The following is a 24,008-nucleotide window of genomic DNA, read 5'->3' as shown; positions in this document are numbered from 1 at the left end:
ATTGCCTAGTAGCTGGTGTAGACAGACGGTAGTAACCATAGTTAATAGGCACAAAAAAGCCAGCTATCAAGCTGGCTTTTATTACGCATGGTAACTTTACTAATTTAGAACTGTTTAACGAATGCTACGCCATATACCCAAGGGCTGATATCAACTTCGCCGATATCAGTACCGTTTAGGCTTGCATCTGTTTTGATGTCCATATAACGGGCATCAATACGGAAAGCTTCGGTAGGAGCAAAAGGAATATCAAGACCAACATGGCCAGCTACACCAACGCTATCATCAAGCTCTAAATCATTACCATTACCAAGGTAGATTCTTTCTTTGAAGAATGTCGTGTAGTTCACACCAACACCAACAAAAGGCTTCACATTCATAGGCAGATCATAGCCATCGAAGTGATACTGTACAGATAGAGTAGGTGGTAGGTGCTGAGTTTCTGCATCAATAGTAGTATCACCAGTTTTCAGAGTGATGTCATGATGGAATGGAATAGCAGCTAGCAGTTCAACACCAACGTTGTTAGCGATGAAATACTCACCACTGATAGTTGGACGTACATCGCCATCAACATCAGCAGTTAAACCGTTATCTAGAGTACCGTTGTTGCTTTTAGGATCAACATAATGTGCGCCAGCAGCAACAGACCAAGTACCAGCAGGGACTGCAAAAGCAGTTGTCATTGTAAGTGCAGCAGCAGTAGCTAAAACTAGGGATTGTAGTTTCATCATTTCATTCCTTAACGTAATAAAAAATTATCAGCAGTTTGCTAATGAGGGATGGCATTAGCTACTGATACATAATGTCATGATTAAAGTTTAATCTGTAACATTTAATCTCTATTATAATACGAAAATCATTATTGTTGGTAAGGTTTTAAATATAAATTAGCAATGTTTCTGCAATAAATTACATTTACGTGTAATTCAATTGTCTACAGTCTATAATTAAACACAACAAAAGCTGCTTTTTAAGTAAGTGTCATTGACGTAAGTCGGTATCTCTTATTTACGATTCAACAAGAGGTGCAATATATTATGCTTGGCTATTGCAGTAACTCCCCTCTACGCTGTACGAATGCGCGTACGATGAAAATACTGAATCAGGTAGACTCTTGTTGTCCTGAATGTCACTTGTTTTTGATACATGCGCAGGATATTAGTCAGCAGCTTCGCGCTGACGAACAGTTCTTGAGGTTCTCTATCCTACTAATTGTGTTTATACTGCTTGTATCAGTCTATATTTATTATCTGCATTTTGTATAGCCGATAGTCATGGCTGATAATGGACAGGTCAGTACCAAATGAAGCGTTTCTGATAAAAATCACGGATGATTGCTGCAAATATCTCCTATGTTCTGTGATGAAAGTTTGGTTCTTATTGTTTGACCGTTGTTTTATTCTACTAATATCAAATCGGTATTTCACCGCATAGGGCTGGCATGTTATTCCAATCTATACGGCGCTTGCGTCATTTTGTTTATGATATTTTACAAAATGAAGAACATGACACGTTATTTAGCCGTTACGTTGATTATTTTCTCATATTTTTGATCATGACTAACGTAGCTGCTGTGATAGCCGAGTCTGTCGATCAGTGGTATTACCCTTATCAAGATTACTTCACATTATTCGAAAACTTCTCTATCGTTGTCTTTTCTATTGAGTACTTACTGCGTCTGTGGAGTGTGGCTGAAGCCAAGCCTGATAACACAACGTGGAAACAGCGATGGGATTGGCTTAGAAGCCCATCCGCACTGATAGACTTAGTAGCCATCGTGCCAGCCTTTTTGAATTTCTTTGTCAATATTGATTTGCGTTTCTTGCGCATTTTACGTTTATTTCGAATCCTAAAATTGACGCGTTATTTTGCGTCAATGCGTATCTTGCTAGTCGTGATTAGCAAGGAGCGAGGCTCATTTCAGGCTGTTATCTTTATTCTTATTATTATGATTGTGACCGCCTCTAGCGGTATATATCTGGTAGAGAATCACGCACAGCCAGACGAGTTTGAGTCCATACCTAAAGCGATGTGGTGGGCTGTGGTGACACTGACAACAGTAGGTTATGGAGATGTCACGCCAATTACTAATGCGGGCAAAATATTGGGTGCTGTCATTACGATATTGGGTGTGGGTCTCGCTGCACTGCCAGCTGGTATTCTAGCGACGGGATTGGCGAATGAGTTGGCTCAGCGCCGTGAAGAGCTTGAACAGCATTTTCGTGAGCAGCTCATTGATAGCGATTTTGATCTGGTACAGAATCAGATGATGATTGATAAAATTCGTCGAGAGCTGGGTTTAGATAAAGAACAGGCACAAAATATAGTCCTACAAGTACTTCGAGAGCAAGAGCTTGAACGGCGCGAAAAAGAAGTTGAGACGCGCCAAAAGAACTTCTGTCCGCATTGCGGTGAAGTTTTATAGGCAAGTGTGAGATGATTTATGACAGGTAGGTTTTTAGCAATTAATTACAGCTAATGCTTTGCTTATAAAAAGAGGTCTCGTGTTTTCATAGCACAAGACCTCTTTTATATGCAATTAGCAGTTGCTCTTATATCCCCTGAGGAATAGGCAGTGCACGCGCTAACTCATGAGCGACTTCTTGTGCTGCATTTGCTAGATCTTCTGCAGTGAGTGGTAAATTTTGCAATGTTAAATGCCAATCATCGACAGATCGGCGCAAATGCGCCACCCATAACGTGGTGCAGTCGCGTGGGAGCTGCTTAAGGTTGACTTCAAAACAACGGTTTCCTTCATCGTCACTCAGATGAATTTCGCCTTTCTTGACTCTAGAAAACGAATGGCCATGGTATGAGTTGGCAATTAAACCAATATGAGTGATATGAGCGGGTATTTTTTCGAGTTCCAATCTGATTTGCTCTTGATCAAGCGGGGCCAGATACATGGCTTGCTCGCCGCGATCTTTACCGTTTAAGCTGTCACCTTGATGCTTGACCGATTCAGCTTTATCTCGTAATTGCTTAAACCAAACGATGTCACTGATGACGCAATTGTCATCGTACAATACACAAGCCAGATCAATATCCATCGCGCTTTGATTTTTTTTGAAGCGCTTAAACATACCTTTTGGCTCAATTTTGGTAAATTCATAATTGAGCGCAAAGAACAAAGTCCCTGCGTCTAGTCCAAGTCCTCGTAAACTATCTGACAACAGTGGAGATGGGGCAGTGGTCGACATAACTTTCCTTTTTTATTCTTAGTTTCTAACCGTTATCTAGATTTGGTGCGTGCTTACTTAAGGCGTGCGGATATTAGCCTATCTCAGATCAGTGATATCACTCACTGATTGCTGTCGAAGACTTATCTAATACTGCTTGATAAAGTAGCTCAGGCTTAGCATCTAATAACCCACTACCAAATCCACGTAGCCACCAGACTAGCTGTGAGGTTAAATTAACAGTAGCCTTTACTGTAAGGGTATTATCCTCATTTAGCGTCACGGTTTGATCATCGTTAAGCTTACTTTCGGTCATACTCTTACCAGCTTGCCTAGTAAACCTAAGCTCAACAGCGGTATTCTTGCCACGCTCGTCCAATTCGCCAAACAGTGGATGACTAAAGCCCATGCTGCCTTCATCTAAATAGGTATCGAGTTGAAAGTTTTCTGGCGTTTTTGCAGCGGTTTCGAGAATCTCAACACTATCAAACCGATGTAAAGCAAAGGTGCGAATGGTGGCTTCTGGATCGTCAGTACGAGTTGCCAGTAGATAGATAATCACGCCACGCTGGATAATTGCGATTGGATTTAGGATATATTCGCTGGCTTGTAATTTGTTGCTACGAGTATAACAAGCATGAATTTGCAGCTGATAAAATAGCGCGTGATAAATATTGTCTTTACTGTCCAAATTTATATCTGGTGCGATAAGTGGCTGGGTGGCAGGCTCGATACGCACTCTGTCTATCCAAGAGTGGGTCACTTTGCTGTTCTTGAGCTGTCGCCGTGCTAAGTCAAACCAAGGAAATAATTCATCTAAGATAACAGGTGGCAGTAACTGGGTCAGATTGGCCTCGACCATATTAAAAGCAACCGCTTGTGATAAGTTCATGTGCGGCAAACTTTGTAATGGGGCATCTTCTTTCCAGCGCCAACCTTGAGGATTGGCATTGTTTTTTTCGATAGGGAAGCGTTTCGCAAGGGCATTCAAATCACGTTGGACAGTACGTAGGCTGATATCAAAGCCTGCCATCATCAGCTGCTCATAGATATGCGTGGTGCCTACCCAGCGATTGCGCTGTAGTTGTGATAGTACCTGCCATTGCCGAGCAGTCGTTGCCGCACCATGTCGATTGTCATTAATATTGGAGGCATTGGCCTCTTTCGAGGTACCAGTGTCTACAGCTGCAAGCGCACCTGCCGGCTCACTAGGATTGGACTGAGCTTGGATGTTATCAGCATCAGTAGGATGTACAGTCATTAAGAGATACCCTTTATGAAGTTACAAGTCGGTTTCTGGCACGATATTGCTCGATCAGGAACCGTTAATCATCGCAGAAAAGCAGCGTAGCGTCTAGCGACGTTCATGCATGCGTATGTTTATTTGAAGGTTGCTATTCGATGGTTGCTGTTCGATCTAGCCATAGACATAATAATGAATCTAGTCGAACGGCAATGTGCGTGCGTATCGGTAGTACCGTTTAAATTTTAATTGCCATCTTCATCGATAGCTGTTGTCTCGCTATCGTTTAGGGTGTCATCAATAGGCTTAGCATCGCTTTGCTTGCTACTTTCCTCGCTGCCTTTTTCATTAATTCTCTCACCTTGTCGCTTTTCTTTTATTCTCTTATTTTCTTTCTTTTGACGTTTTTCTTTACGCTTTTTCTTCGCTTTCTTTTTGGACTTTTCATCATCGATGTCGTCCGTGCTTTCTTGGTTTTCATCCCATAGCATCAGACGACTTAATACTTTGCCAAATAAAGTATCTTTGCGATAACGGCCTTTTTTATTCATGGTGTCAATGGGCAAGCCAGTCATCAGCGTCAGGGCCTCACTTAGAGTATAGACGCCATAGATATGAAATTTACCTCTATTTACCGCATCGATAATATCGTCACGTAGCATCAGTTGTTTGACATTGGCCATCGGAATGACGACGCCTTGATCACCTGTTAGCTCTTGCTCGCGGCAGGCGTCAAAGAAACCTGCGATTTTAGCATTGATACCACCAACTGCCTGTACTTCGCCTAACTGGTTCATAGAACCAGTAATCGCAAGAGACTGATTGATAGGCACGTTTGCTAACGCGGATAGCAATGCACAGCCTTCGCTAACGGTGGCGCTATCACCATCGATTTGCGCGTAGCTTTGCTCAAACGCCAGTGAGGCACTAAAATTCAGCGCATGATGTTGACTAAATAACGCTCGCAAATAGCTGGTCATAATCAGCATGCCTTTGGCGTGTAAACTACCACCCAAGTCTACATCACGCTCAATATCAAGAATTTCACCTGTGCCAATATTGGGCTGAATGACCGCAGTAAGCCGTGCTGGCATGCCAAACTCACTATCAGCATAACTGACTACGGTCAAAGCATTAACTTGTCCAATAGCATCGCCTTGCGTTTGGATAAGTTGCTGGCCGTTTTTCAGCTCATCCCAGTACAGATCGCGCAAATATCCTGAACGCTCATCCATGTCATCGATTGCTTGAATGACATGATCTGCCGTCACCATAGCCTCATTGTTTAAGCGAGCGTGACGGTTTGACTCATGCAATAGTTTAATCAACAAGTCACTGTGTAGGCTTAAACGATCTTGTTCTTCAGCTTGCAAGCTTAAATGCTCAAGTAGCGTGGCCTGTGCACTGCTATCAAACGGATAAAGGTCGGCATAGTCGATGATATCGGCCATTTTTGCGACCAATGCCAATTCATGTTCAGTGGTACGAGGCACATCGTCATGAAAGTCAGCTCGGACTTTGAATACCGCATCAAATTCAGGCTCAAGCTCTAGCAGCTCATAATATAAATCTGCTTCACCTAACAAGATAACCTTGATATCTAAATCAATAGGCGCTGGTGAGAGAGACAAGCTACCGGTCAGCGTTAGCATTTGCTCTAGACTTGACAGTTTGATTTTTCGTGATTGTAAAGCGCGCTTTAAGCCCTGCCATGCATAAGGATGTTCAAGTACGTGGCTGGCTTCTAATAGTAAATAGCCGCCATTAGCGCGGTGTAGGGCGCCTGCACGAATCATACTTACGTCAGTGGTTACTGTGCCTAATTGGGTGATTTGCTCGACATGCCCTAACAAATTGAGATGGGTTGGCAAATCCTCAAAGACCACAGGTGCGCCACTGTCAGGTGTATGACTGACAATAACATTGACCGCGTAACGACTGGGCGTCGTAGCCAACACTGCCGTCACAAACTCCTCATCATCGCCATTGACGATACGCTCTACGTGAGTGACCATGTCATCAAATACAGCTTTGAGATATGCCACGACAAGTGGATGAGTCGCAAACTGCTCGTAGATAGGGGTAAATAATGGCTGTAGAGCACGTTGGGCAATACTACGATGTAGCGACTCGATCTCATCGTTGGCTTCGTCTTCTAATTGCTCTAAAGCGATGGTCAGTTGACTCAGTCGCTTTTGCATATGGTTTTTTTGTACAAAGTTATTCAGCTCAGCTTCATACTCATTATTGCTATATGTAGAGTCTTGGTTTTCTTTACGCTCATTATTTTCATCGCTCAAAATATTGACTTTTTCGCTATCATCGAGCTTTTCTGAATCTTTACGATTGCTAGGTATTTTTATTTGCTTGTTATCATCGCTATTACTTTCTGTAGGCAGTTGACTAGGATGAACAAATACGGCTTTATTATCAAACGAGCGAAACGTCAATGCTAGGTCATATTGTTTGCCTTCAGCATTAAGCGCGTCATAGGCATGACTTTCTTTTTGATGAGTACTGTTTTTGATGGCTTCGATTTTACTTTGGTATTGATCGCTACGAAAGCGTTGGCTTAAACGCTTTTTTGCTTGCTGCCATAAGTTGTTAACTTGCTGCTGTAATAGCAAGGCTTGACCAGCTGGTAGACGCAGTGCCAATGGTGTGCGTGGATCGGTGAAATTATGCACATATACCCAATCATCAGGCGTCGGTGCGTCGGCGGCAATACGCGTTAACAGACGACTAATGACGGTACGCTTGCCCAAACCGTTTTCACCAGCGGCAAACACATGGTAGCCACTGGCTTTAATATCCAGCGCTGTATGTAATGCTTTGAGCGCGCGTTGTTGACCGAAGCCCACATCTAAGTCGGGCGCAGTGCGTGTATCCGTAGGCAATTCATCAGGGTCGCTATAACGTTTTAATTGCTCAGCGGAAATGCGACAATTTTGCTGAACTTCTGTGAAGATAGGGTTTGGGGTATCAGGTGCTTTTTGCTTAGTATTTTTTGAGTCGGTAGTAGGTACTACCATATTGTTAGCGTCTTTTGATACTTGCGATATAAGGGTGTAGGGTTGTTCTGTCATAGGCGTTTGAAAAATCATCTTAAAAAGTATTAAAGGAATATGAGAAGTGATTGATCTTATCTGTTCATGCGTATTCTGAGTTTTTTATAATTAATCATGACATCTTACAAGATATAGTCACCTATTAGCGAAGTCATTAAGCACAGTTTTGTATCATATTTAGGCAAATGCTTGAGCGTAAACAGTAAAAAACGAATGACTTAATCAGCGAATTGGAGGCAATCAAAGCAGAATAACGCCTCATGATCAGCGTAGATAGTATAAGATGTCCCACATTGGCGCAATCTGCAACTATTCAATGGGCAGACTGCATGATAAAATAAACGGTTCACAAGTCAAAACTGGATAACTCGTTGTATGTCAGCTTCCGCTAAAAACTCTTCATCGTCTGCTAGTATGGGTACTATCAATATTGATCCGACTGGTTTCGTAAAGCTTGGTTCGCAACTGCCAAAGCTGGCCAATATCTTGGCGCAAGCGATAAACGAGCTGGGTCTGCCGTTAAGTGAAACGCAGCAGCGCACGTTATTATTGTACTTAGACCAGCTTTTACTATGGAATAAAGCGTATAATTTGACCGCGATCACTGATCCAGAAGAAGCGCTGATCAAGCATGTGATAGATTGTCTGTCCATTATAACGCATTTACCCGCCGGATCGTTGCTAGATATCGGCACGGGAGCAGGGTTGCCAGCAGTTATTATTGCCATTTGTCAGCCTGAGCGCCAGTGTACGGCGCTTGATAGCAATCAGAAGAAAATTCGCTTTATTAAGCAAATCAGCAGCGAGCTCGGTTTGAGTAATATGCAGCCGATCGCATCGCGTATTGAAGCGCATGAAGCAAGTTATGCGGTGGTGACATCGCGAGCGTTCGCCAGTTTGATAGATTTTGTAGAAGTAGCGCAGCCAAGATTGGCAGATCGCGGCCTCTTATGTGCTATGAAAGGTAAAGTGCCGAATGAAGAAGAGCTACAAGCACTTGATAGTGATTGGCATATCAAAACTATTAAACTGACGGTGCCACGTTTGCACGACAGTCGTCATTTAATTGAAATGTCTGCTAAAGATAGCTAAGGCATAAACACTTCGCAGTCATGAAACAGGCACTGTTTTTTGTGAAACACAGTTTACGTCTGTATCTAAATGACATAGTATTTAAAAGCATTTAAAATACTCGACCGTAAACTGAGCATTTTAGACCATAAATTGCTTATTTTTAAATACTGAGCGAGTGTCGCTGTACAAGATTGAATAAAAGAATAATTGTACCAACCGAGTCAAAAGTAATAGACCCTAATAAAATTGAGTGAGTGTATGGAAATCATAGCAATTGCGAATCAAAAAGGCGGTGTGGGTAAAACCACAACGGCAGTAAATTTGACCGCCAGCTTGGCTGCTAAACGCAAGCATGTACTGCTGATTGACTTAGACCCACAAGGTAACGCGACCAGTGGTACAGGTGTTGACAAAAACGAGTTGGATCTTACTATAGCGGATGTTTTGCTAGATGGTGTCGCGTTGTCTGAAGCGATTGTTACTAGTCCTGCAGGGTTCGATGTCATCGGTGCCAATCGCGATTTGGCTGGCATGGACATTACGTTGATGAGTAAGACAGATAGTCATGAGCTGTTCAAAACCGCCATGGCTGAATTGGTTAACGATCAGGTATCCACGCAAAAACAGCCATACGATTATGTGATTATCGATTGTGCGCCTAGTTTGAATCTACTAACGATTAATGCGTTGGTGGCTACAGATAGTGTGATTATTCCTATGCAGTGTGAGTATTATGCACTAGAAGGGTTGGCTGACTTATCACAAACCATTGAACGTCTAACAGAGTTGAACCCTAAGCTATATATTCGCGGTGTGGTCAGAACGCTATTTGATGCGCGTAATACGCTTGCCCGTGATGTATCTACTGAGCTAGAAGCGCATTTTGGCGATATCATGTACAAAACCCATATTCCAAGGAATATTCGCTTGGCAGAAGCCCCTGCGCATGGCTTACCAGTTATTGCATATGAGAGATGGTCGAAAGGCGCGCGCGCGTATCAAAAGCTGGCTGCTGAAGTAATGAAGCAAAGCAGCTAGTTTTATCTAAAGTTCTTACAACGGATTTTTAGATAAAAAGCGTCACTGATCAGCACAGTGAATGAATAGCATAAGTATAGAACACTTAATATTGTATTTAGTAAGCCGCATCAGTAATCAATTGGCTTTTATTTTAGCGTTAGAGGATAGGTAATCATGGCGAAGAAAAGAGGGTTGGCTGCTAATCGGGGCTTAGATGCCTTATTAGGGTCAATCAAAAAAGAAAAGCAAATTACCGCCTCTGCCTTGCAAGACGACATGGTGGCGCGTGACAATGCTGCGCCAGATATTAATGTGCCTGTAGATACTAATGCGCCTATAGATACTGTATCCACAGATATAGCGCCTGATATCACTCCGACAAAAGCCAGTAAAAAATCATCTGCGAAGACTACTGATAACGATACTGCTAGTGAGAATAGTACTCGCGCGCCACGTTCATCTCGTACTGCCAGCAAGGCGACGCTCAATAAGTCACGTGGCAATAGTACAGATACGAGCGCAACCGAAGATCAGATTAGCCTTGTACAGATTGATGTCACACGCTTGCAAGCAGGTAAGTATCAGCCTCGTCGTGATATGAGTGAGACAGCACTTGCAGAATTAGCGTCCTCTATCGAGCAGCATGGCGTGATGCAGCCTATCGTTATCCGCCCACTATTGGCAAATGAGGATAAGAGTGAAGCATTTGTCACCCACGAAATTATCGCTGGTGAACGCCGCTGGCGCGCAGCAAAAATGGCAGGAAAAGCGGTTATCCCTGCGATTGAGCGTGCCTTATCTGATGAGTTGGCAATTGCATTGGCACTGATTGAAAACATCCAGCGCGAAGACTTATCAGTGATTGAGCAGGCAGCGGCGTTGCAGCGATTTCATACGGAATTTGGTATGAGTCATGCCATGATTGCTGAAGTCGTTGGCAAGGCGCGTACGACAGTATCGAATCTACTTCGTTTAAATCAGCTGCATGATACAGTAAAAGACCATTTGGCCAACAGTGCGCTAGATATGGGTCATGCTCGTACACTGTTGGCGTTGTCCTCTGAACAGCAACCTATCATCGCGCAAAAGATTATCGATGGCGGTATGACCGTGCGAGAAGCTGAAAAGTTGGTCAAATCAATCTTGCAGCCAGCGTCCAAAATCAATCGTGCTGAACAAGTACAATCTCGAGATGTAGAGCGTTTGACCCAAAGATTGACAGACATGCTTGGTGCTGAAGTCAAACTAAAACATAAAAAAGATGGTCAAGGTAGTGTTGAGATATTTTTCCACAATCAAGATCAATTAGCTGCGCTGATTAAACATATAGAAGCTCAGGCTTAAGAACGTTTGCGAGTTAGCCGTATCTATCCAAATGCTAAATCGCCTCTGAACAACTATTTTTGCAAAAATACGGAAGAGAGTGGGTATGTGGGAGTTGGTAAAAGCAGGTGGCTGGCTAATGACACCTATCGTGGTCTGTTCTATATTGGCATTAGTCATTATTATTGAGCGTAGTCATACGCTACAGTTTAACAAAGTCGCTCCTAGTAGGTTGCGCGAACAGTTAATCACTCGCTTACGTGAAAATGGTGATATTGGCCGCACACAATTGATGAATGTAAAAGAAAAGACGGCACTTGGCGATATCTTGGCAACGGGTTTGCTATATCGTCAGTACGGGCTAGAGTCGATGACGATGCACATGCAAAATCGTGCCAGTGTCCAGGTTCATCAATTAGAAAAAAACATCAATATGTTGGGTACAATTGGTGCCATTGCGCCGTTACTTGGCCTATTAGGTACGGTACTAGGGATCATATCATCATTCTTGGCGATTACCGATGGTGCCATGCAAGATCCGACGATGCTAGCCGCTGGCGTATCACAGGCACTAATCACTACCGCTGCTGGTATGATTGTTGCTATCCCTGCGTTGGTTGCTTATCGTTATTTTCAGCGCCGTATCATTGATATTAATGCTCAATTTGAGACTCAAGCAGGACTTATGATTCAAGAGCTGTATGATTATCACTTACTTGCTAGTACGCAGCCATCTACATCTTCTAGCCGTACGTCAATAGAAGATAGTATTGTGCAAGAACGTTCATTCGGTGGGTTGGATTCGGATAAGACCAGCATAGCGGCAGTGTAGTCAATGCGGTTGCAAAGAATAAAAGTCTTAAGCCTATAAATGGTAGCTGAATTAAAGAGATTGATATGCGTTTTAGAAAACCAACGGTTGAACCGCTTGAAATTAATCTAACACCGATGATTGATTGTTTACTGTTTTTGATTGTGTTTTTATTACTTGCTACCTCATTTAATCACTTTAGTCGTTTAAATATTATCCTTCCTGAAGCGGAAGGTGTCGCACTGACAGAACAAAACAACAGTATCGAAGTAGCTGTGCAAGAAGATGGTAGCTATTTGGTCAACGGCATTACACTTGCTAGTAGCAATGAGGCTGAACTGACCAGTATGTTGCAGCAAGAGGCGGGCAGCAACCGCGATATGCTATTTGTTATTGCAGCGGATGCCAATGCGACTCATCAGTCTGTGGTACGAGTAATGGATATTGCTGGAAAGCTCGGGTTTTTGAATTTAAACATTAGTACAGTGGTACCACTTGGCCAAACGCTGCCGCAATAACATATATAGCCTTATCATCATAAAACTGTGTGACACACAGCCCATTCATACCACGATACCCAAATTGAGGCTTTTATGAGCCAAGCTTATTTACCTGACTCTAAAAAATCTTCTGCTAAAAATGCATCGGCAGTATCGCCCGTTACCCCTAAAAGTAAGACATTATTACGCTTATTAAGGTATTTAAAGCCTTACTGGTGGGCATTGCTATTGACGGCGTTAGGTTTTGCGATTAATGCAGGGACAGAGATTTGGACTGCCAAGCTTCTGCAATATATTACTGATGCCATTAATCAAAATGATCGAAGCAAACAAACCTTATTTCCGCTATTGATTATATTGCTATTCTTTGTGCGCGGGGTTGGTAGTTTTTTGGGTAACTATTACTCTGCATTGGTCTCACGCAACCTAGTCTATGAGCTACGTGTAGAAGTTTTTAATAAATTACTGCGCTTGCCTAGTTCGTTTTATTTGGCCAATCCAGCCGGTACGATTTCATCGAAGTTGATATTTGATGTTGAACAGGTCACGGCTGCTAGTACAGACTCAATGAAGACCTTGCTACGTGATGGTTTGACCGTTGTCGCGTTGATCGGTTTTTTGTTCTATAGCAATTGGCGTCTAACGCTTATTTTATTTGTGGTATTGCCACCAATATTATGGCTGGTACGCATTGCATCAAAGCGCTATCTTAAGCTCTCAAAAGGTATCCAAGAGACGATGGGTAATGTCAGTCACATTACCAATGAAGTCATCGGCGGCTATCAAGTGGTCAAAAATTACGGTGGTCAATCATACGAATCAGCACGTTTCGACAAGACATCTAAGAAAAACCTACGCCAAGGTATGAAGGTGGTTGTTACCAATAGTATTAATACGCCAGCCGTACAGCTGTTGATGGCGATTGCGATGGCCGTTGTCGTCTGGCTTGCGTTGCGACCTGCAGTAATAGATGATATTTCAGCAGGTGAGTTCATCTCTTACATTGCAGCAGCAGGTTTATTGAGTAAGCCTGTACGTTCGCTGACTGATATTAATCAGAAGCTGCAAAAAGGTCTGGCTGCTGGTGAGTCGATTTTTGCGCTACTTGATGAGCCAGAAGAAGAAGATACAGGCACAATCAGTAAAGCGCTATCAGGGCAAATGTCGTTAGACAATATCAGCTTGGTATATCCAGATTCGACGGTGGCTCTACGTGACTTTACCTTGAATATTAAAGCAGGCGAGACAGTTGCATTAGTAGGGCGAAGTGGTGCGGGCAAGTCCTCACTAGTCAATTTATTAACACGTACTCTAGAGACGTCTTCAGGGCAAATCACATTAGACGGTATGCCTATTGAAGACATTAAGTTAGAGAGTTTGCGTGCCCAGATTGCAATGGTAAACCAACAAGTAGTATTGTTTAATACCACCGTATTTAATAATATTGCTTACGGTAGCCTAGCTGACAAGACTCAAGCTGGGGTTGAACAAGCCGCAAAAGATGCCTTCGCTCATGACTTTATTATGAAAATGCCAAACGGTTATCAGAGTGAAATTGGTGCCGAAGGGTTGCAACTATCTGGTGGTCAGCGTCAGCGATTATCGATTGCTCGCGCGCTACTAAAAGATGCACCGATTCTAATTTTAGATGAAGCCACTAGCGCGCTGGATAATGAGTCTGAGTATTATATCCAGCAAGCGCTCGATAATGTGATGAAAGACCGCACCACATTGGTCATTGCCCATCGATTGACGACTATCGAATCAGCTGATCGTATTGCTGTGATGGATGGTGGCCAGATTGTTGAGTTAGGAACGCATAATGAGCTAATGCAGCTACAGGGCCACTATGCGCAAATGTATGCTCGAGATTTCGAGTAGTCAGTTTAAAAGCTTTTAGCCAATTTTCACGCAGCCATGAACCAATAAGATAAGCGATATTGATTAATGAGTATTGAGACGATAGTCACCCGCGCATGGCAACGTCAAGCTGTTTGGTTGTGGTTGTTGCTGCCTATCAGTTGGTTATACGGTTTCATTACCTTATTGCGTCGTCAAGCTTATAAGGCTGGGCTATTATCAAGCTATCGAGCACCTATTCCCGTGATGGTCATTGGTAATATCAGTGTTGGCGGTAGTGGTAAGACGCCGCTGATTATTGCTCTGGTCAGCTACTTACAGAAAAAAGGCATAAACGTAGGGGTAATCAGTCGCGGATATGGCGGTGATACGAGTCAAATGCCCGCATTGGTTAGTGCTACCAGTTTACCCCGTGTAGTAGGGGATGAGCCGTGCTTGATTGCTCATATGACAGGCGCTGCTATGGCAGTGTGTCCCAATCGCCAGCAAGCGATTGCTACTCTGTTAAAGGCAAAGCCTGATTTACAATTGGTTATTGCAGATGATGGTTTGCAGCATTATGCACTACAGCGTGATATCGAATGGATTGTGGTAGATGCCGCCCGTGGGTTTGGCAATAAGCAGCTATTACCAACGGGTTTTTTGCGTGAGCCAATGTCACGATTAGAGGGTGCCAATGTTATTTATCATGAAAAACCAAGTACTGATTTAACTCGGACTTCTAGAAGTAGTAATAAGATACAGTCTACTGACCGTTTGACCATGCATTTGCAACCAGCTGAGTTACAGCGCCTATGGGATCCTACATCGAGCGCAGCTCAACTAAATAGTGTTAAACCTACTAATAATAGTCGTGTTCATGCTGTTAGTGGTATCGGCTATCCGCAGCGGTTTTTTGATACCTTGGAATCTATTGGCTTTGAGGTCATAGGCCATCCTTACCCTGACCATTATGATTTTAGTTTGGCTGAGCTTTTACAATATGTTGACTATCCTATCATCGTAACCAGTAAAGATGCGGTAAAAATCAGCGCATTATTGGCGGACTATACAGCGACACAAGCACTCAATGATGAGTATGTAGAACTTGTTAGTAGACTATGGGTGTTGCCAGTGATGGCTGTATTATCAGAGAATAGTTATCATAATCTAGATGCGCAGCTAAAGGCGCTAGGGATTCGTATCGACCATGATATGAACACGTCAGCCTCATTATAAATATCAGCTAATATTTTAAATCTTCGTACCACTTTATATAGGAATACGCCATGTCGTTCGCCACCACGCCCGCTAAAACCCATATCGTGATTCCTGCACGTTTTAAAAGTACGCGCTTACCTGGTAAGCCATTGCTAACTATTCATGGTAAGCCGATGATACTTTGGGTAGCAGAAAAAGCGCAGACAGCAAGTTTTGCTGATGACATGTGTATAGCGACTGATGATGAGCAAATTGCAAAAGTTTGCACCGATGCAGGTTTTGATGTTGTTATGACCAGTAGTGAGCATGCTTCAGGTACGGATCGCTTGGCAGAGGTAGCAGCTATCAAAGGTTGGGCTGACCATGATATTGTGGTGAATATGCAAGGCGATGAACCCCTTGTACCGCCATTGCTTTTGGAGCAAGTACAGGCGCTTTTGGTAGCGGATGAGGATAGCGTGATGGCCACACTCTGTGAGCCTATCGATGACTATGATACGTTCCAGCGGCCATCGGTAGTAAAAGTGGTCAGCCAATCTGCTAATAACTTACAGCGTGCGCTCTATTTTAGCCGCGCACCGATTCCTTGTGATCGTGATGTTGTATTAGCTGATAATAATCAGATGCAAACTCCAAAAAATGCTTATCGCCATTTGGGTTTATACGCTTATCGTGTCAGTCTATTACAGCAGTTCGTAAACTGGCCACAAACGCCACTTGAGATACTCGAAAGCTTAGAGCAATTACGTGTTTTAGAAAATGGTCAGCATATCGCAATCGCAGAAGCTGCCTGTCAGTTACCAGCGGGTGTCGATACACAAGAAGATTTAGACCGTCTAAATGCGATGAGCTTAGATAACTTTCAAAACTCTCATAATCATAAGTAATAGTCTAAGCAAAGTTGCGTGCGATTCTAAGCTTCATACAACGCTAAAGTATCGTTGTCGTGGCTATACCTAAAGTACCTAATCAATGTGATAGAGCCATAACCATGAATAATTTAACAGGAAATATGGACGCACTAGATAACACAGACCGTATGTATTTTGCGCCACTATTGCCATGGCAAAAAGTACTGTGGTTACAGTTGACCGAGCGCGTACTTAAGCAGCAGTCTTTGCCGCATGCATTGCTCGCTGCTGGTATGCAAGGTATGGGCAAACGCGCCTTTGTATGGCGATTGGTCGCTTGGCTATTATGCCGTGAGCGTGGCACACACCCACTAGGTGCTTGCGAAGTGTGTGAGAGCTGTCAATGGCTCAAGTCGGGAACTCATCCGAGCCTACAAGTATTACCACTCGTTAGTATGCCTATCAGTGCCGAAAGCGATGCGCTTCAAGAAAAATCAAGTAGCACAAAAGATAAAAAAGGCGCTAAAGCTACTAGCAATAGCGCTCTTAAAATCAAAGTAGATGATATTCGTGCTTTGCAGCCTTTTATTTATCAAGGGGGGCAAGGGATGCGTATCTGTGTGTTAGATCACGCTGAAAAAATGACGGTGGCCGCTGCTAATGCGCTGCTTAAAACATTGGAAGAACCACAAGCGCAGGTGCATCTACTTTTGATTAGTGATACGCCTGCTCAGCTATTGCCAACGATTAAGAGTCGTGTGCAACAGTTGGCACTACAGACAATTGAGCCGACTGTTGCTGTCGATTACGTGACGCAGGCGTTAGGTCACACGATTAACCGCGAAGCCGTCGGTACCGCTGCGATTGAACAGTTGATACAACTGGCCAACGGTGCGCCATTAGCTGCTATCGCCTTAGCGCAAGCACCATGGTATAGCAAGCGCAGCCTATGGCTGACCACATGGCAGGCGCTACGTAGCGGTAAACGTAGTGGTGTGGCGGCGAGTGATTATTGGCAAAGTCAGCTTAATATTAAAGAGTTTATACAGTTATCTGAGCTGATGCTCCTTGATATACGCCGTGTCTGTTTGGGCCTTGTTGAACTACAAAAGGATGTCAATCTATCAACGATATTGGCGACTTATCAGCCTACTGATAGCGGGTTAGAGGTATTTGCCAACAGCGTACAGCAGACCAAAATTGCGCTGCAACAAAATGTGCAAGAAAAATTTGCCTATGATAAGCTAATGCAAGAATTGGCAAGCTTATAGAGCCATGCTTGAGCATTTAATTTGTGTTCTAAAATTTGTGATTATTCTTAACTATATACTATCAATTATTTATATAAACATATTAAACCCAGTCGATAAAGGAAGCTGACTATGGCAATGCCAGGACGTGGCGGGATTTTAACCTGTCATTATGAAAGTATCGAAATGTTATATGCCAGCTATTTATCATTTGTCAGTAATGGCGCTTTGTTTGTACCGTCTGACAGACCTCAGCAATTGGGTGATGAAGTGTTTATTGCTATCACGCTACCCAACTCCAGTGAACGCCTACCAATGAATGGTAAGGTTGTTTGGATTAACTCTAAGAGTCAAGGCAGTCGCCCAGCAGGGTTTGCTGTGCAAATTGGTAGTGATGTCTCTGGCCAAAGAATTAAGAATGAAGTTGAGCGCCTGCTAGCAGGAAAAATCGATAGCTTACAATCGACTTATACTATGTAGTATCTATGTAATAACTAAGTAGTATCTAGAAATCACACCTGTATCTTTAATAAGTTTGGCTGTGATTTTTAACTTATAAATATAAAAAAAGCAGCCTTATTATTTAGTAAGGCTGCTTTTTTAGATCAATTTTCTTTAATTTTTATAGTAGTAGGTGCTAGTGGCTTAATAACGAGGCGGGACATACATATCATCGGGAATAGGTTCGCGGTAATATTCATCATCGCGTTTGCGATTGGGTAACTCAATTTCGTCACGAGGCACTTCTTTGTAAGGGATTTGGTCGAGCAAATGGGCAATACAGTTCAGCCTAGCGCGTTTTTTATTATTGCCTTCGACAACCCACCAAGGTGCTTCAGGAATATGAGTGCGCTCAAACATGGTTTCTTTTGCTTTGGTGTAATCTTCCCAGCGTCGGCGCGACTGTAGGTCCATTGGTGAAAGTTTCCACTGCTTAAGCGGATCATATATTCGGCTCATAAATCGTGCATGTTGCTCATCATCAGTGATAGAAAACCAGTATTTTACTAAGCGAATGCCTGAGCGTACGAGCATACGCTCAAACTCTGGTACTGATTGAAAAAATTCTTCATATTGCGCGTCAGTACAAAACCCCATGACACGCTCAACGCCTCCGCGGTTGTACCAACTACGGTCAAACAATACGATTTCGCCTGCTGCAGGCAAGTGGGCCACGTAACGTTGGAAGTACCACTGCGTTTGCTCGCGCTCAGTGGGAGCCGGCAGGGCAGCTACCCTGCAAACGCGTGGGTTTAATCGTTGGGTAATGCGTTTAATGGCGCCACCTTTACCAGCAGAATCCCGCCCTTCAAAAATAACGACGATACGCTCACCGCGATCAACGACCCAATCTTGTAGTTTTATCAGTTCTCGCTGTAGTCGTACCAACTCTTGAAAGTAGGTGCGTCGATCCAGTTTTTCTTGCTCGCTCATTTCACGTCCGTTAAAACGAAAGTCACGTGTATAGTCATCTATTTCATTTTCTAGTTCTTCATCATATGTATCAATTAAGTCTTGGTGCATTTTTCGACGTAAATCATCATCAAGAATGTCTTTTTCGATGCGTTCAGTAAGAATGGCTTGTTCCTGATGGTACCGATCTACATCCTCTTCAGTCGTTAGAGATTGAAAATCAGCGGTTGTAAGCGGTTCTGTCATCACCAGTTTTTCAGAGCCAAAAATAACTTGCCTCATTTTTCTTAATAAAATTTTTGTCTTACCCATAAATATTACCTTTGTTTTGCGTATCGGCTTTTTTAAGAGGCTACTATCTAGGTCGTTTCTATCATAGCAAAGTACAGACAATAAAAAATGCCCTTTAAATAAATTAAAGGGCATTTTTTATTGATAGATATGTACTGATTAGAATAATAAGTCAGCGTATCTTTTTCACTTAAAAGTGACCAAGCTTATTTTTCTAGGATACAAGTCACACCTTGACCACCTGCTGCGCAGATAGAAATAAGTGCACGGCCTGAACCTTTTTGATCCAATAATTTAGCAGCAGTAGCTAAAATACGACCACCAGTTGCTGCAAATGGATGACCTGCCGCTAGTGATGAACCGTTTACGTTTAGCTTGCTACGATCAATAGAACCTAGCGGGGCATCTAAGCCTAAGCGCTCTTCACAGAATTTCTCATCTTCCCAAGCAGCTAAGGTTGATAGTACTTGTGAGGCAAAGGCTTCATGAATCTCATAAAAGTCAAAGTCTTGTAGAGTCAGACCAGCGCGCTCAAGCATACGTGGTACCGCATAAGCTGGTGCCATTAGTAAGCCTTCTGTCGTGCCAGATTTACCGATAAAGTCTACTGCTGCGGTTTCTTGATGGACGATATAAGCCAATGGTTTTAGCCCGTGCTCTTTTGCCCACTCATCAGTACCTAGTAGTACACAAGAAGCACCATCAGTAAGCGGCGTAGAGTTGGCAGCTGTCATCGTTGGATTGGCATTTTTTCTACCAAATACTGGCTTTAACTTACCCAGTTTTTCTAATGTAGTATCTGGACGCAAGTTGTTATCACGAGTCAGGCCTTTATACGGCGTGATCAAGTCGTCAAAGAAACCTTCGTCATAAGCGCGTGCTAGGTTTTGATGGCTGTTAAATGCAAGCTCATCCTGCGCTTCACGGCTGATATTCCACTCAAGCGTGGTAATCGCTTGATGATCGCCCATTGATAAACCAGTGCGCGGCTCACCGTTTTGCGGTGAATCGATTAAGTCTTTTGGATTTAGACCCATTAACGCTTTTAGACGTTGTTTATTGTCTTTTGCTGCACCAAGTTTGATCAGTACTTTACGTAAGCCATCGCCGACAGCGATAGGAGCGTCAGAAGTAGTATCTACACCACCAGTGATTGCCGAATCGATCAGACCAAGTGCAATCTTGTTAGCAGAAGCAAATGTCGCTTGTAAGCCAGTACCGCAAGCTTGTGAGATATCATAAGTTGGCGTATGTGGGTTTAGCGCGGTATTTAATGTGGCTTCACGAGTAAGGTTGATATCACGGCTAAGTTTCATGACTGCGCCAGATACCACTTCACCTACTGTTTCGCCTTGCAGGTTATAACGCTCAACTAAACCGTCCAATGCAGCTGTTAGCATATCTGTGTTGCTAACATCAGCGTATGATCCATTTGAGCGCGCGAATGGAATACGGTTACCACCTAAAATAGCAACACGGTTTAGGTTTGAAGCTGGTTTGCTCGCGCTGGCTTTTTTAGCTGGAGCAGGTTTTTTAGCAGCAGTGGTTTCCACTTTTTCATCGACCGCTTTTTTGCTAGCAGTTTCTTTAGCGCTAGTATCTTTAGTCGAGGTGCTTTTTGCAGCGTTTTCTTTTTTTGCTGTATCTGATTTTGTATCCGTTGCTTTAACAACTGTACTTTCAACAACAGGGCTATCTGGATGATTGTTTTTATTACTCATAATATTATCCTTAAAAAGTATGGGTAGAAGTAAAAAGTGATAGGTAATAATAAAAAATAGTTAAGTTATTTTATACAAGCAAATATTATCATTTATTACGCAGTACAGCTGTTTATCATAAGGCGTTTTTATTCACTTAATGTATCTCTTTAGCAAACTATGTGACGCTTGTATGAGGTCGGTAGTAGATTCATGACCATGACGCATCGCTCTAATAGACTGGCTAGTAAGAAATATTAGCATTGCATAACAGTACGTTTGATAATATATTGTTATCAATAATTAAGTATGCCATAACCTATAGGTCAGATTTTAACATGTTATAGTGGCGCTTAACGCTGCTAAAAACGACTGGCTTGTATACTGACTTGTTTACAGATTGTTGTAGACATTATCTGTTTTTGGACTTGTTTATAAGGGAAGTGTATAGTTAGGCTAGTTTTGAGGCGATTTACTAAATTTAAATAATTACGATGTCAATGTCTCTATATAATAGATTCATTGCATTTTTTATTATTATACGAATCATTAATTATAAGGATTATATTATGTCAGACCGTTACGGTGATTTTGTTCAATCTTCTATTGGCAAAAAAGTAGCAAAAAATTTAGGTTTGCCGATGCCAACGACGCTTGATCGTTTCGAAAGCGGTGAGCGTTTGGTGCGTGGTAGCGTATTGGTTGGCCGTGCTACTGGTGATGACAAGAGCGTCAGTGAGTCTGTTGCCCGTATCCTGTCAGACGTCCATGCCGAAGTATATGTAAATAGCAGCGATGATATCAAAGACGCACTTGCTGATGCAGGCGTAGAGGCAAAAGCCAACACGGGCAGCGATGATCAATTCAAAGTACTGCTTTTTGATGCCAGTAATATCAGCAATGCTGAACAGCTAAAAGAGCTTTATGAGTTTTTCCATACAGTTGCACGCCGCGTAGAAAAATCAGGTCGTGTGGTTGTGGTTGGTCGTACGCCAGAGAACATCACTGATATTGAAACAGCAATGGCTCAACGCTCGCTTGAAGGTTTTGTGAAATCAGTGGGTAAAGAGTTTAAGCGCGGTATCACAGCGCAGCTGATTTATGTTGAAGAAGGCGCAGAGCAAAACCTAGATTCGACCTTACGCTTTTTTACCTCAGCTCGTTCAGCTTATGTATCAGGACAAGTAGTACGTGTCAGTAAAGGCAGCTCAGTCGATGTTGACTGGAACCAGCCTTTGGGCGGCAAAACTATGCTAGTGACTGGCGCAAGTCGCGGTATTGGTGAAGCTATCGCTCGCGTATTGGCTCGTGAAGGGGCACATGTTATCTGTCTAGATGTACCACAGCAGCAAGCTGACCTACAAAAAGTTGCTAGCGAAATCAGTGGTTCTGCTTTGACGGTAGATATCACTAGTGAAGACGCTGGTGCAGAAATCGCTGACGCTGCTCAAAAACGTGGTGGTCTAGATTCAATTATCCATAATGCTGGCGTGACTCGTGATAAGACGTTGGCTAAGATGGATGAGAAAAAATGGAACATGGTCATTGATATCAATTTAGGCAGTATCGCTAGATTGAATCGCTACTTGTTGGACAATGATGTGTTGAAAGAAAACGCACGTATCGTATGTGTGTCATCAATTTCAGGTATCGCGGGCAACATGGGTCAGACCAACTATGCCACTTCGAAAGCTGGTGTGATTGGTTTGGTTAACGCAACTGCCAAGCAATTAGAAGACAATGCTAAAGGCATGACGATCAATGCAGTCGCTCCTGGTTTCATCGAAACCCAAATGACAGAAGCCATTCCATTTGCTATTCGTGAAGCTGGTCGCCGCATGAACTCAATGAGCCAAGGCGGCTTACCAGTAGATGTGGCTGAGACTATCGCATGGTTTGCTTCACCTGCGTCTGGCGGTCTAAATGGCAACACGGTTCGCGTCTGTGGTCAAAGCTTACTTGGTGCATAATGTTGATTAATTGACAGGTATATGTGAGAAATAAGGTACAGATAGAGACAGTAGTTGTATCATATGAGCTATTATTCCTCGTTTGTATCACATATGCTTACGAAATAATCTCTGATAAAGTGTAATAAAGCTGCCCAAGGGTGGCTTTTTTATGATAAAAACACAAGAACCAATAGCCAAACTATTTTTTGCTATTAAAGATACTCATGAGGTTGATTAAATTTAATGCTTATTAGATGATTTAATAGTAGGCTTTAGTCAATGACTGCAGATTGTCTTTATATACGTTAAAGAACTTGTTCAAGCCACACTTAGGATGTACTTATGTCAGACAAACATTATGATGCGTTGCCAAAAGCGCACACCACTTACGCCAATATTGTCAAAAGCTTATTGCCTATCGGTAATGGTGGCAAGGTCAGTAGAGACCAGTTGCCACAATCTACTTACTATGTAGATGACTTGCATATCGATCAAGAAAACCTAGATGACTATCGCAAAATTTGCGGTTTTGCTGATGATGGTAAAGTGCCAGCGACTTATTTCTCGGTATTGTCACAGACGCTGCAGATGAACATGATGGTCAAAGAGCCATTCCCATTTGCCATGTTAGGTCTTGTTCACGTTGATAATAGCGTCACCCAGTATCGTCCGATTGGAGAGCGTGAAACGGTAGCAATGTCGGTCACTTTTGATAACCTGCGCGATCATGCCCAAGGTCAGCAGTTTGACTTTGTCACTATCGTAAAGTCAGAAGAGGAAGTCATCTGGGAAGGTACGTCGACTTATTTATCACGTAGCAAAAAACCTAGCAGTAAAGATAAGAAGAGCGTGCCGCGTTCGGTCATGGTCAAGCCTGAAGTAAACGAAGCAGGTGTTCATAGCATTTTTGAAGTGCCAGAAGATATCGGTCGTCGTTATGCCTTTGTCTCAGGGGACTTTAATTTGATTCATTTGCATCCGCTATCAGCACGTGCGTTTGGTTTCCCTAAAGCGATTGCGCACGGTATGTGGTCAAAGGCTAAGTGCCTTGCTCTAATGGGTGACTTGCCTGATGCTTATACAATTGACGTCTCATTTAAGCTGCCTATCTTTTTACCAGCTGAAGTAGAGCTGATTGCTGAGCCAGTAGCCCAGCTCAAAAACGTAGATGATACTTGTGAGTTTGGACTGTATAGCTCTAAAAACAATAAACCGCATTTGGCGGGTGTTGTGACCCTAAAGAGCGACAGCAAGTAGAATAAGCATCTTA

Annotated in this window: 19 protein-coding genes; 13 read left to right on the top strand and 6 right to left on the bottom strand. The window is 42.9% G+C overall.

All coding sequences use genetic code 11. The features are described 5' to 3' along the window. Positions 1-104: 104 nt before the first annotated feature. Positions 105-731 (bottom strand): OmpW/AlkL family protein, encoded by a 627-nt coding sequence (locus JMX07_RS05660; protein ID WP_201606872.1) that lies wholly within the window; start codon positions 729-731, stop codon positions 105-107. Positions 732-1,444: 713 nt separating this feature from the next. On the opposite strand from JMX07_RS05660, the gene JMX07_RS05655 reads away from it, so the two are divergent. Further along, a complete protein-coding gene (locus JMX07_RS05655) occupies positions 1,445-2,428 on the top strand; it encodes an ion transporter (protein ID WP_057759421.1) in 984 nt (327 codons plus the stop codon). A 127-nt stretch (positions 2,429-2,555) separates the two neighbouring features. Here JMX07_RS05655 and JMX07_RS05650 read toward each other — a convergent pair whose 3' ends face one another. The 3 genes from JMX07_RS05650 to JMX07_RS05640 all read right to left on the bottom strand — a co-directional run bounded on the left by JMX07_RS05650 (position 2,556) and on the right by JMX07_RS05640 (position 7,457). Next, positions 2,556-3,203 carry a TerD family protein gene (locus JMX07_RS05650; RefSeq protein WP_201606783.1) on the bottom strand — a complete coding sequence of 216 codons (648 nt, stop codon included), beginning with the start codon at positions 3,201-3,203 and terminating at the stop codon, positions 2,556-2,558. Between the two features lie 97 nt (positions 3,204-3,300). After that, positions 3,301-4,443: a helix-turn-helix transcriptional regulator gene (locus tag JMX07_RS05645; protein WP_201606781.1), complete on the bottom strand. Its 1,143-nt coding sequence runs from the start codon at positions 4,441-4,443 to the stop codon at positions 3,301-3,303. Positions 4,444-4,670: 227 nt separating this feature from the next. Then, complete coding sequence (locus JMX07_RS05640; protein ID WP_413786655.1) at positions 4,671-7,457, bottom strand: AAA family ATPase; 2,787 nt, start codon at positions 7,455-7,457, stop codon at positions 4,671-4,673. A 411-nt stretch (positions 7,458-7,868) separates the two neighbouring features. Here JMX07_RS05640 and rsmG point away from each other — a divergent pair, with 411 nt between their 5' ends. From rsmG to JMX07_RS05590, 10 genes are all read left to right on the top strand, one after another. Beyond that, positions 7,869-8,585, top strand: a complete 717-nt coding sequence (gene rsmG, locus JMX07_RS05635; RefSeq protein WP_201606779.1) for a 16S rRNA (guanine(527)-N(7))-methyltransferase RsmG — start codon at positions 7,869-7,871, stop codon at positions 8,583-8,585. A gap of 240 nt (positions 8,586-8,825) precedes the next feature. After that, entirely contained in the window at positions 8,826-9,605 is a 780-nt protein-coding gene (locus JMX07_RS05630) for a ParA family protein (RefSeq protein WP_102078567.1), read from the top strand. A gap of 156 nt (positions 9,606-9,761) precedes the next feature. Beyond that, the gene (locus tag JMX07_RS05625; RefSeq protein WP_201606778.1) at positions 9,762-10,931 is read left to right on the top strand and encodes a ParB/RepB/Spo0J family partition protein; all 1,170 of its coding nucleotides are present in this window, start codon (positions 9,762-9,764) and stop codon (positions 10,929-10,931) included. 85 nt (positions 10,932-11,016) lie between these two features. Next, positions 11,017-11,742: a MotA/TolQ/ExbB proton channel family protein gene (locus JMX07_RS05620; protein ID WP_201606777.1), complete on the top strand. Its 726-nt coding sequence runs from the start codon at positions 11,017-11,019 to the stop codon at positions 11,740-11,742. A 65-nt stretch (positions 11,743-11,807) separates the two neighbouring features. Continuing rightward, positions 11,808-12,239 carry an ExbD/TolR family protein gene (locus tag JMX07_RS05615; RefSeq protein ID WP_057759437.1) on the top strand — a complete coding sequence of 144 codons (432 nt, stop codon included), beginning with the start codon at positions 11,808-11,810 and terminating at the stop codon, positions 12,237-12,239. A gap of 75 nt (positions 12,240-12,314) precedes the next feature. Next, positions 12,315-14,102 (top strand): lipid A export permease/ATP-binding protein MsbA, encoded by a 1,788-nt coding sequence (gene msbA / locus JMX07_RS05610; protein WP_201606776.1) that lies wholly within the window; start codon positions 12,315-12,317, stop codon positions 14,100-14,102. A 66-nt stretch (positions 14,103-14,168) separates the two neighbouring features. Then, positions 14,169-15,299, top strand: a complete 1,131-nt coding sequence (gene lpxK / locus JMX07_RS05605; protein WP_201606775.1) for a tetraacyldisaccharide 4'-kinase — start codon at positions 14,169-14,171, stop codon at positions 15,297-15,299. A gap of 50 nt (positions 15,300-15,349) precedes the next feature. Next, positions 15,350-16,168: a 3-deoxy-manno-octulosonate cytidylyltransferase gene (gene kdsB, locus JMX07_RS05600; RefSeq protein ID WP_201606774.1), complete on the top strand. Its 819-nt coding sequence runs from the start codon at positions 15,350-15,352 to the stop codon at positions 16,166-16,168. Positions 16,169-16,272: 104 nt separating this feature from the next. Continuing rightward, positions 16,273-17,403, top strand: a complete 1,131-nt coding sequence (locus JMX07_RS05595) for a DNA polymerase III subunit delta' (protein ID WP_201606773.1) — start codon at positions 16,273-16,275, stop codon at positions 17,401-17,403. Between the two features lie 111 nt (positions 17,404-17,514). Continuing rightward, positions 17,515-17,862: a PilZ domain-containing protein gene (locus tag JMX07_RS05590; RefSeq protein WP_102078574.1), complete on the top strand. Its 348-nt coding sequence runs from the start codon at positions 17,515-17,517 to the stop codon at positions 17,860-17,862. A gap of 165 nt (positions 17,863-18,027) precedes the next feature. On the opposite strand, the gene ppk2 is transcribed toward JMX07_RS05590, so the two are convergent. Next, positions 18,028-19,107 (bottom strand): polyphosphate kinase 2, encoded by a 1,080-nt coding sequence (gene ppk2, locus JMX07_RS05585; protein WP_265088348.1) that lies wholly within the window; start codon positions 19,105-19,107, stop codon positions 18,028-18,030. A 185-nt stretch (positions 19,108-19,292) separates the two neighbouring features. Next, a complete protein-coding gene (locus tag JMX07_RS05580) occupies positions 19,293-20,807 on the bottom strand; it encodes an acetyl-CoA C-acetyltransferase (RefSeq protein ID WP_101205407.1) in 1,515 nt (504 codons plus the stop codon). A gap of 548 nt (positions 20,808-21,355) precedes the next feature. Here JMX07_RS05580 and JMX07_RS05575 point away from each other — a divergent pair. Next, positions 21,356-22,756: a 3-oxoacyl-ACP reductase gene (locus JMX07_RS05575; RefSeq protein WP_201579031.1), complete on the top strand. Its 1,401-nt coding sequence runs from the start codon at positions 21,356-21,358 to the stop codon at positions 22,754-22,756. Between the two features lie 324 nt (positions 22,757-23,080). Continuing rightward, positions 23,081-23,995 (top strand): MaoC family dehydratase, encoded by a 915-nt coding sequence (locus tag JMX07_RS05570; RefSeq protein WP_201606772.1) that lies wholly within the window; start codon positions 23,081-23,083, stop codon positions 23,993-23,995. The last annotated feature ends 13 nt before the right edge of the window (positions 23,996-24,008 follow it).

The organism is Psychrobacter immobilis, assembly GCF_904846235.1.
In the GTDB taxonomy this organism is placed as follows: domain Bacteria; phylum Pseudomonadota; class Gammaproteobacteria; order Pseudomonadales; family Moraxellaceae; genus Psychrobacter; species Psychrobacter immobilis_C.
This window is presented reverse-complemented; position numbering and strand designations above follow the sequence as displayed.

What these genes read in the sequence shown, in the direction of transcription:
- JMX07_RS05660 (WP_201606872.1), bottom strand. Translation starts at nt 731, where the DNA reads ATGAAACTACAATCCCTAGTTTTAGCTACTGCTGCTGCACTTACAATG.
- JMX07_RS05655 (WP_057759421.1), top strand. Translation starts at nt 1,445, where the DNA reads ATGTTATTCCAATCTATACGGCGCTTGCGTCATTTTGTTTATGATATT.
- JMX07_RS05650 (WP_201606783.1), bottom strand. Translation starts at nt 3,203, where the DNA reads ATGTCGACCACTGCCCCATCTCCACTGTTGTCAGATAGTTTACGAGGA.
- JMX07_RS05645 (WP_201606781.1), bottom strand. Translation starts at nt 4,443, where the DNA reads ATGACTGTACATCCTACTGATGCTGATAACATCCAAGCTCAGTCCAAT.
- JMX07_RS05640 (WP_413786655.1), bottom strand. Translation starts at nt 7,457, where the DNA reads ATGGTAGTACCTACTACCGACTCAAAAAATACTAAGCAAAAAGCACCT.
- rsmG (WP_201606779.1), top strand. Translation starts at nt 7,869, where the DNA reads ATGTCAGCTTCCGCTAAAAACTCTTCATCGTCTGCTAGTATGGGTACT.
- JMX07_RS05630 (WP_102078567.1), top strand. Translation starts at nt 8,826, where the DNA reads ATGGAAATCATAGCAATTGCGAATCAAAAAGGCGGTGTGGGTAAAACC.
- JMX07_RS05625 (WP_201606778.1), top strand. Translation starts at nt 9,762, where the DNA reads ATGGCGAAGAAAAGAGGGTTGGCTGCTAATCGGGGCTTAGATGCCTTA.
- JMX07_RS05620 (WP_201606777.1), top strand. Translation starts at nt 11,017, where the DNA reads ATGTGGGAGTTGGTAAAAGCAGGTGGCTGGCTAATGACACCTATCGTG.
- JMX07_RS05615 (WP_057759437.1), top strand. Translation starts at nt 11,808, where the DNA reads ATGCGTTTTAGAAAACCAACGGTTGAACCGCTTGAAATTAATCTAACA.
- msbA (WP_201606776.1), top strand. Translation starts at nt 12,315, where the DNA reads ATGAGCCAAGCTTATTTACCTGACTCTAAAAAATCTTCTGCTAAAAAT.
- lpxK (WP_201606775.1), top strand. Translation starts at nt 14,169, where the DNA reads ATGAGTATTGAGACGATAGTCACCCGCGCATGGCAACGTCAAGCTGTT.
- kdsB (WP_201606774.1), top strand. Translation starts at nt 15,350, where the DNA reads ATGTCGTTCGCCACCACGCCCGCTAAAACCCATATCGTGATTCCTGCA.
- JMX07_RS05595 (WP_201606773.1), top strand. Translation starts at nt 16,273, where the DNA reads ATGAATAATTTAACAGGAAATATGGACGCACTAGATAACACAGACCGT.
- JMX07_RS05590 (WP_102078574.1), top strand. Translation starts at nt 17,515, where the DNA reads ATGGCAATGCCAGGACGTGGCGGGATTTTAACCTGTCATTATGAAAGT.
- ppk2 (WP_265088348.1), bottom strand. Translation starts at nt 19,107, where the DNA reads ATGGGTAAGACAAAAATTTTATTAAGAAAAATGAGGCAAGTTATTTTT.
- JMX07_RS05580 (WP_101205407.1), bottom strand. Translation starts at nt 20,807, where the DNA reads ATGAGTAATAAAAACAATCATCCAGATAGCCCTGTTGTTGAAAGTACA.
- JMX07_RS05575 (WP_201579031.1), top strand. Translation starts at nt 21,356, where the DNA reads ATGTCAGACCGTTACGGTGATTTTGTTCAATCTTCTATTGGCAAAAAA.
- JMX07_RS05570 (WP_201606772.1), top strand. Translation starts at nt 23,081, where the DNA reads ATGTCAGACAAACATTATGATGCGTTGCCAAAAGCGCACACCACTTAC.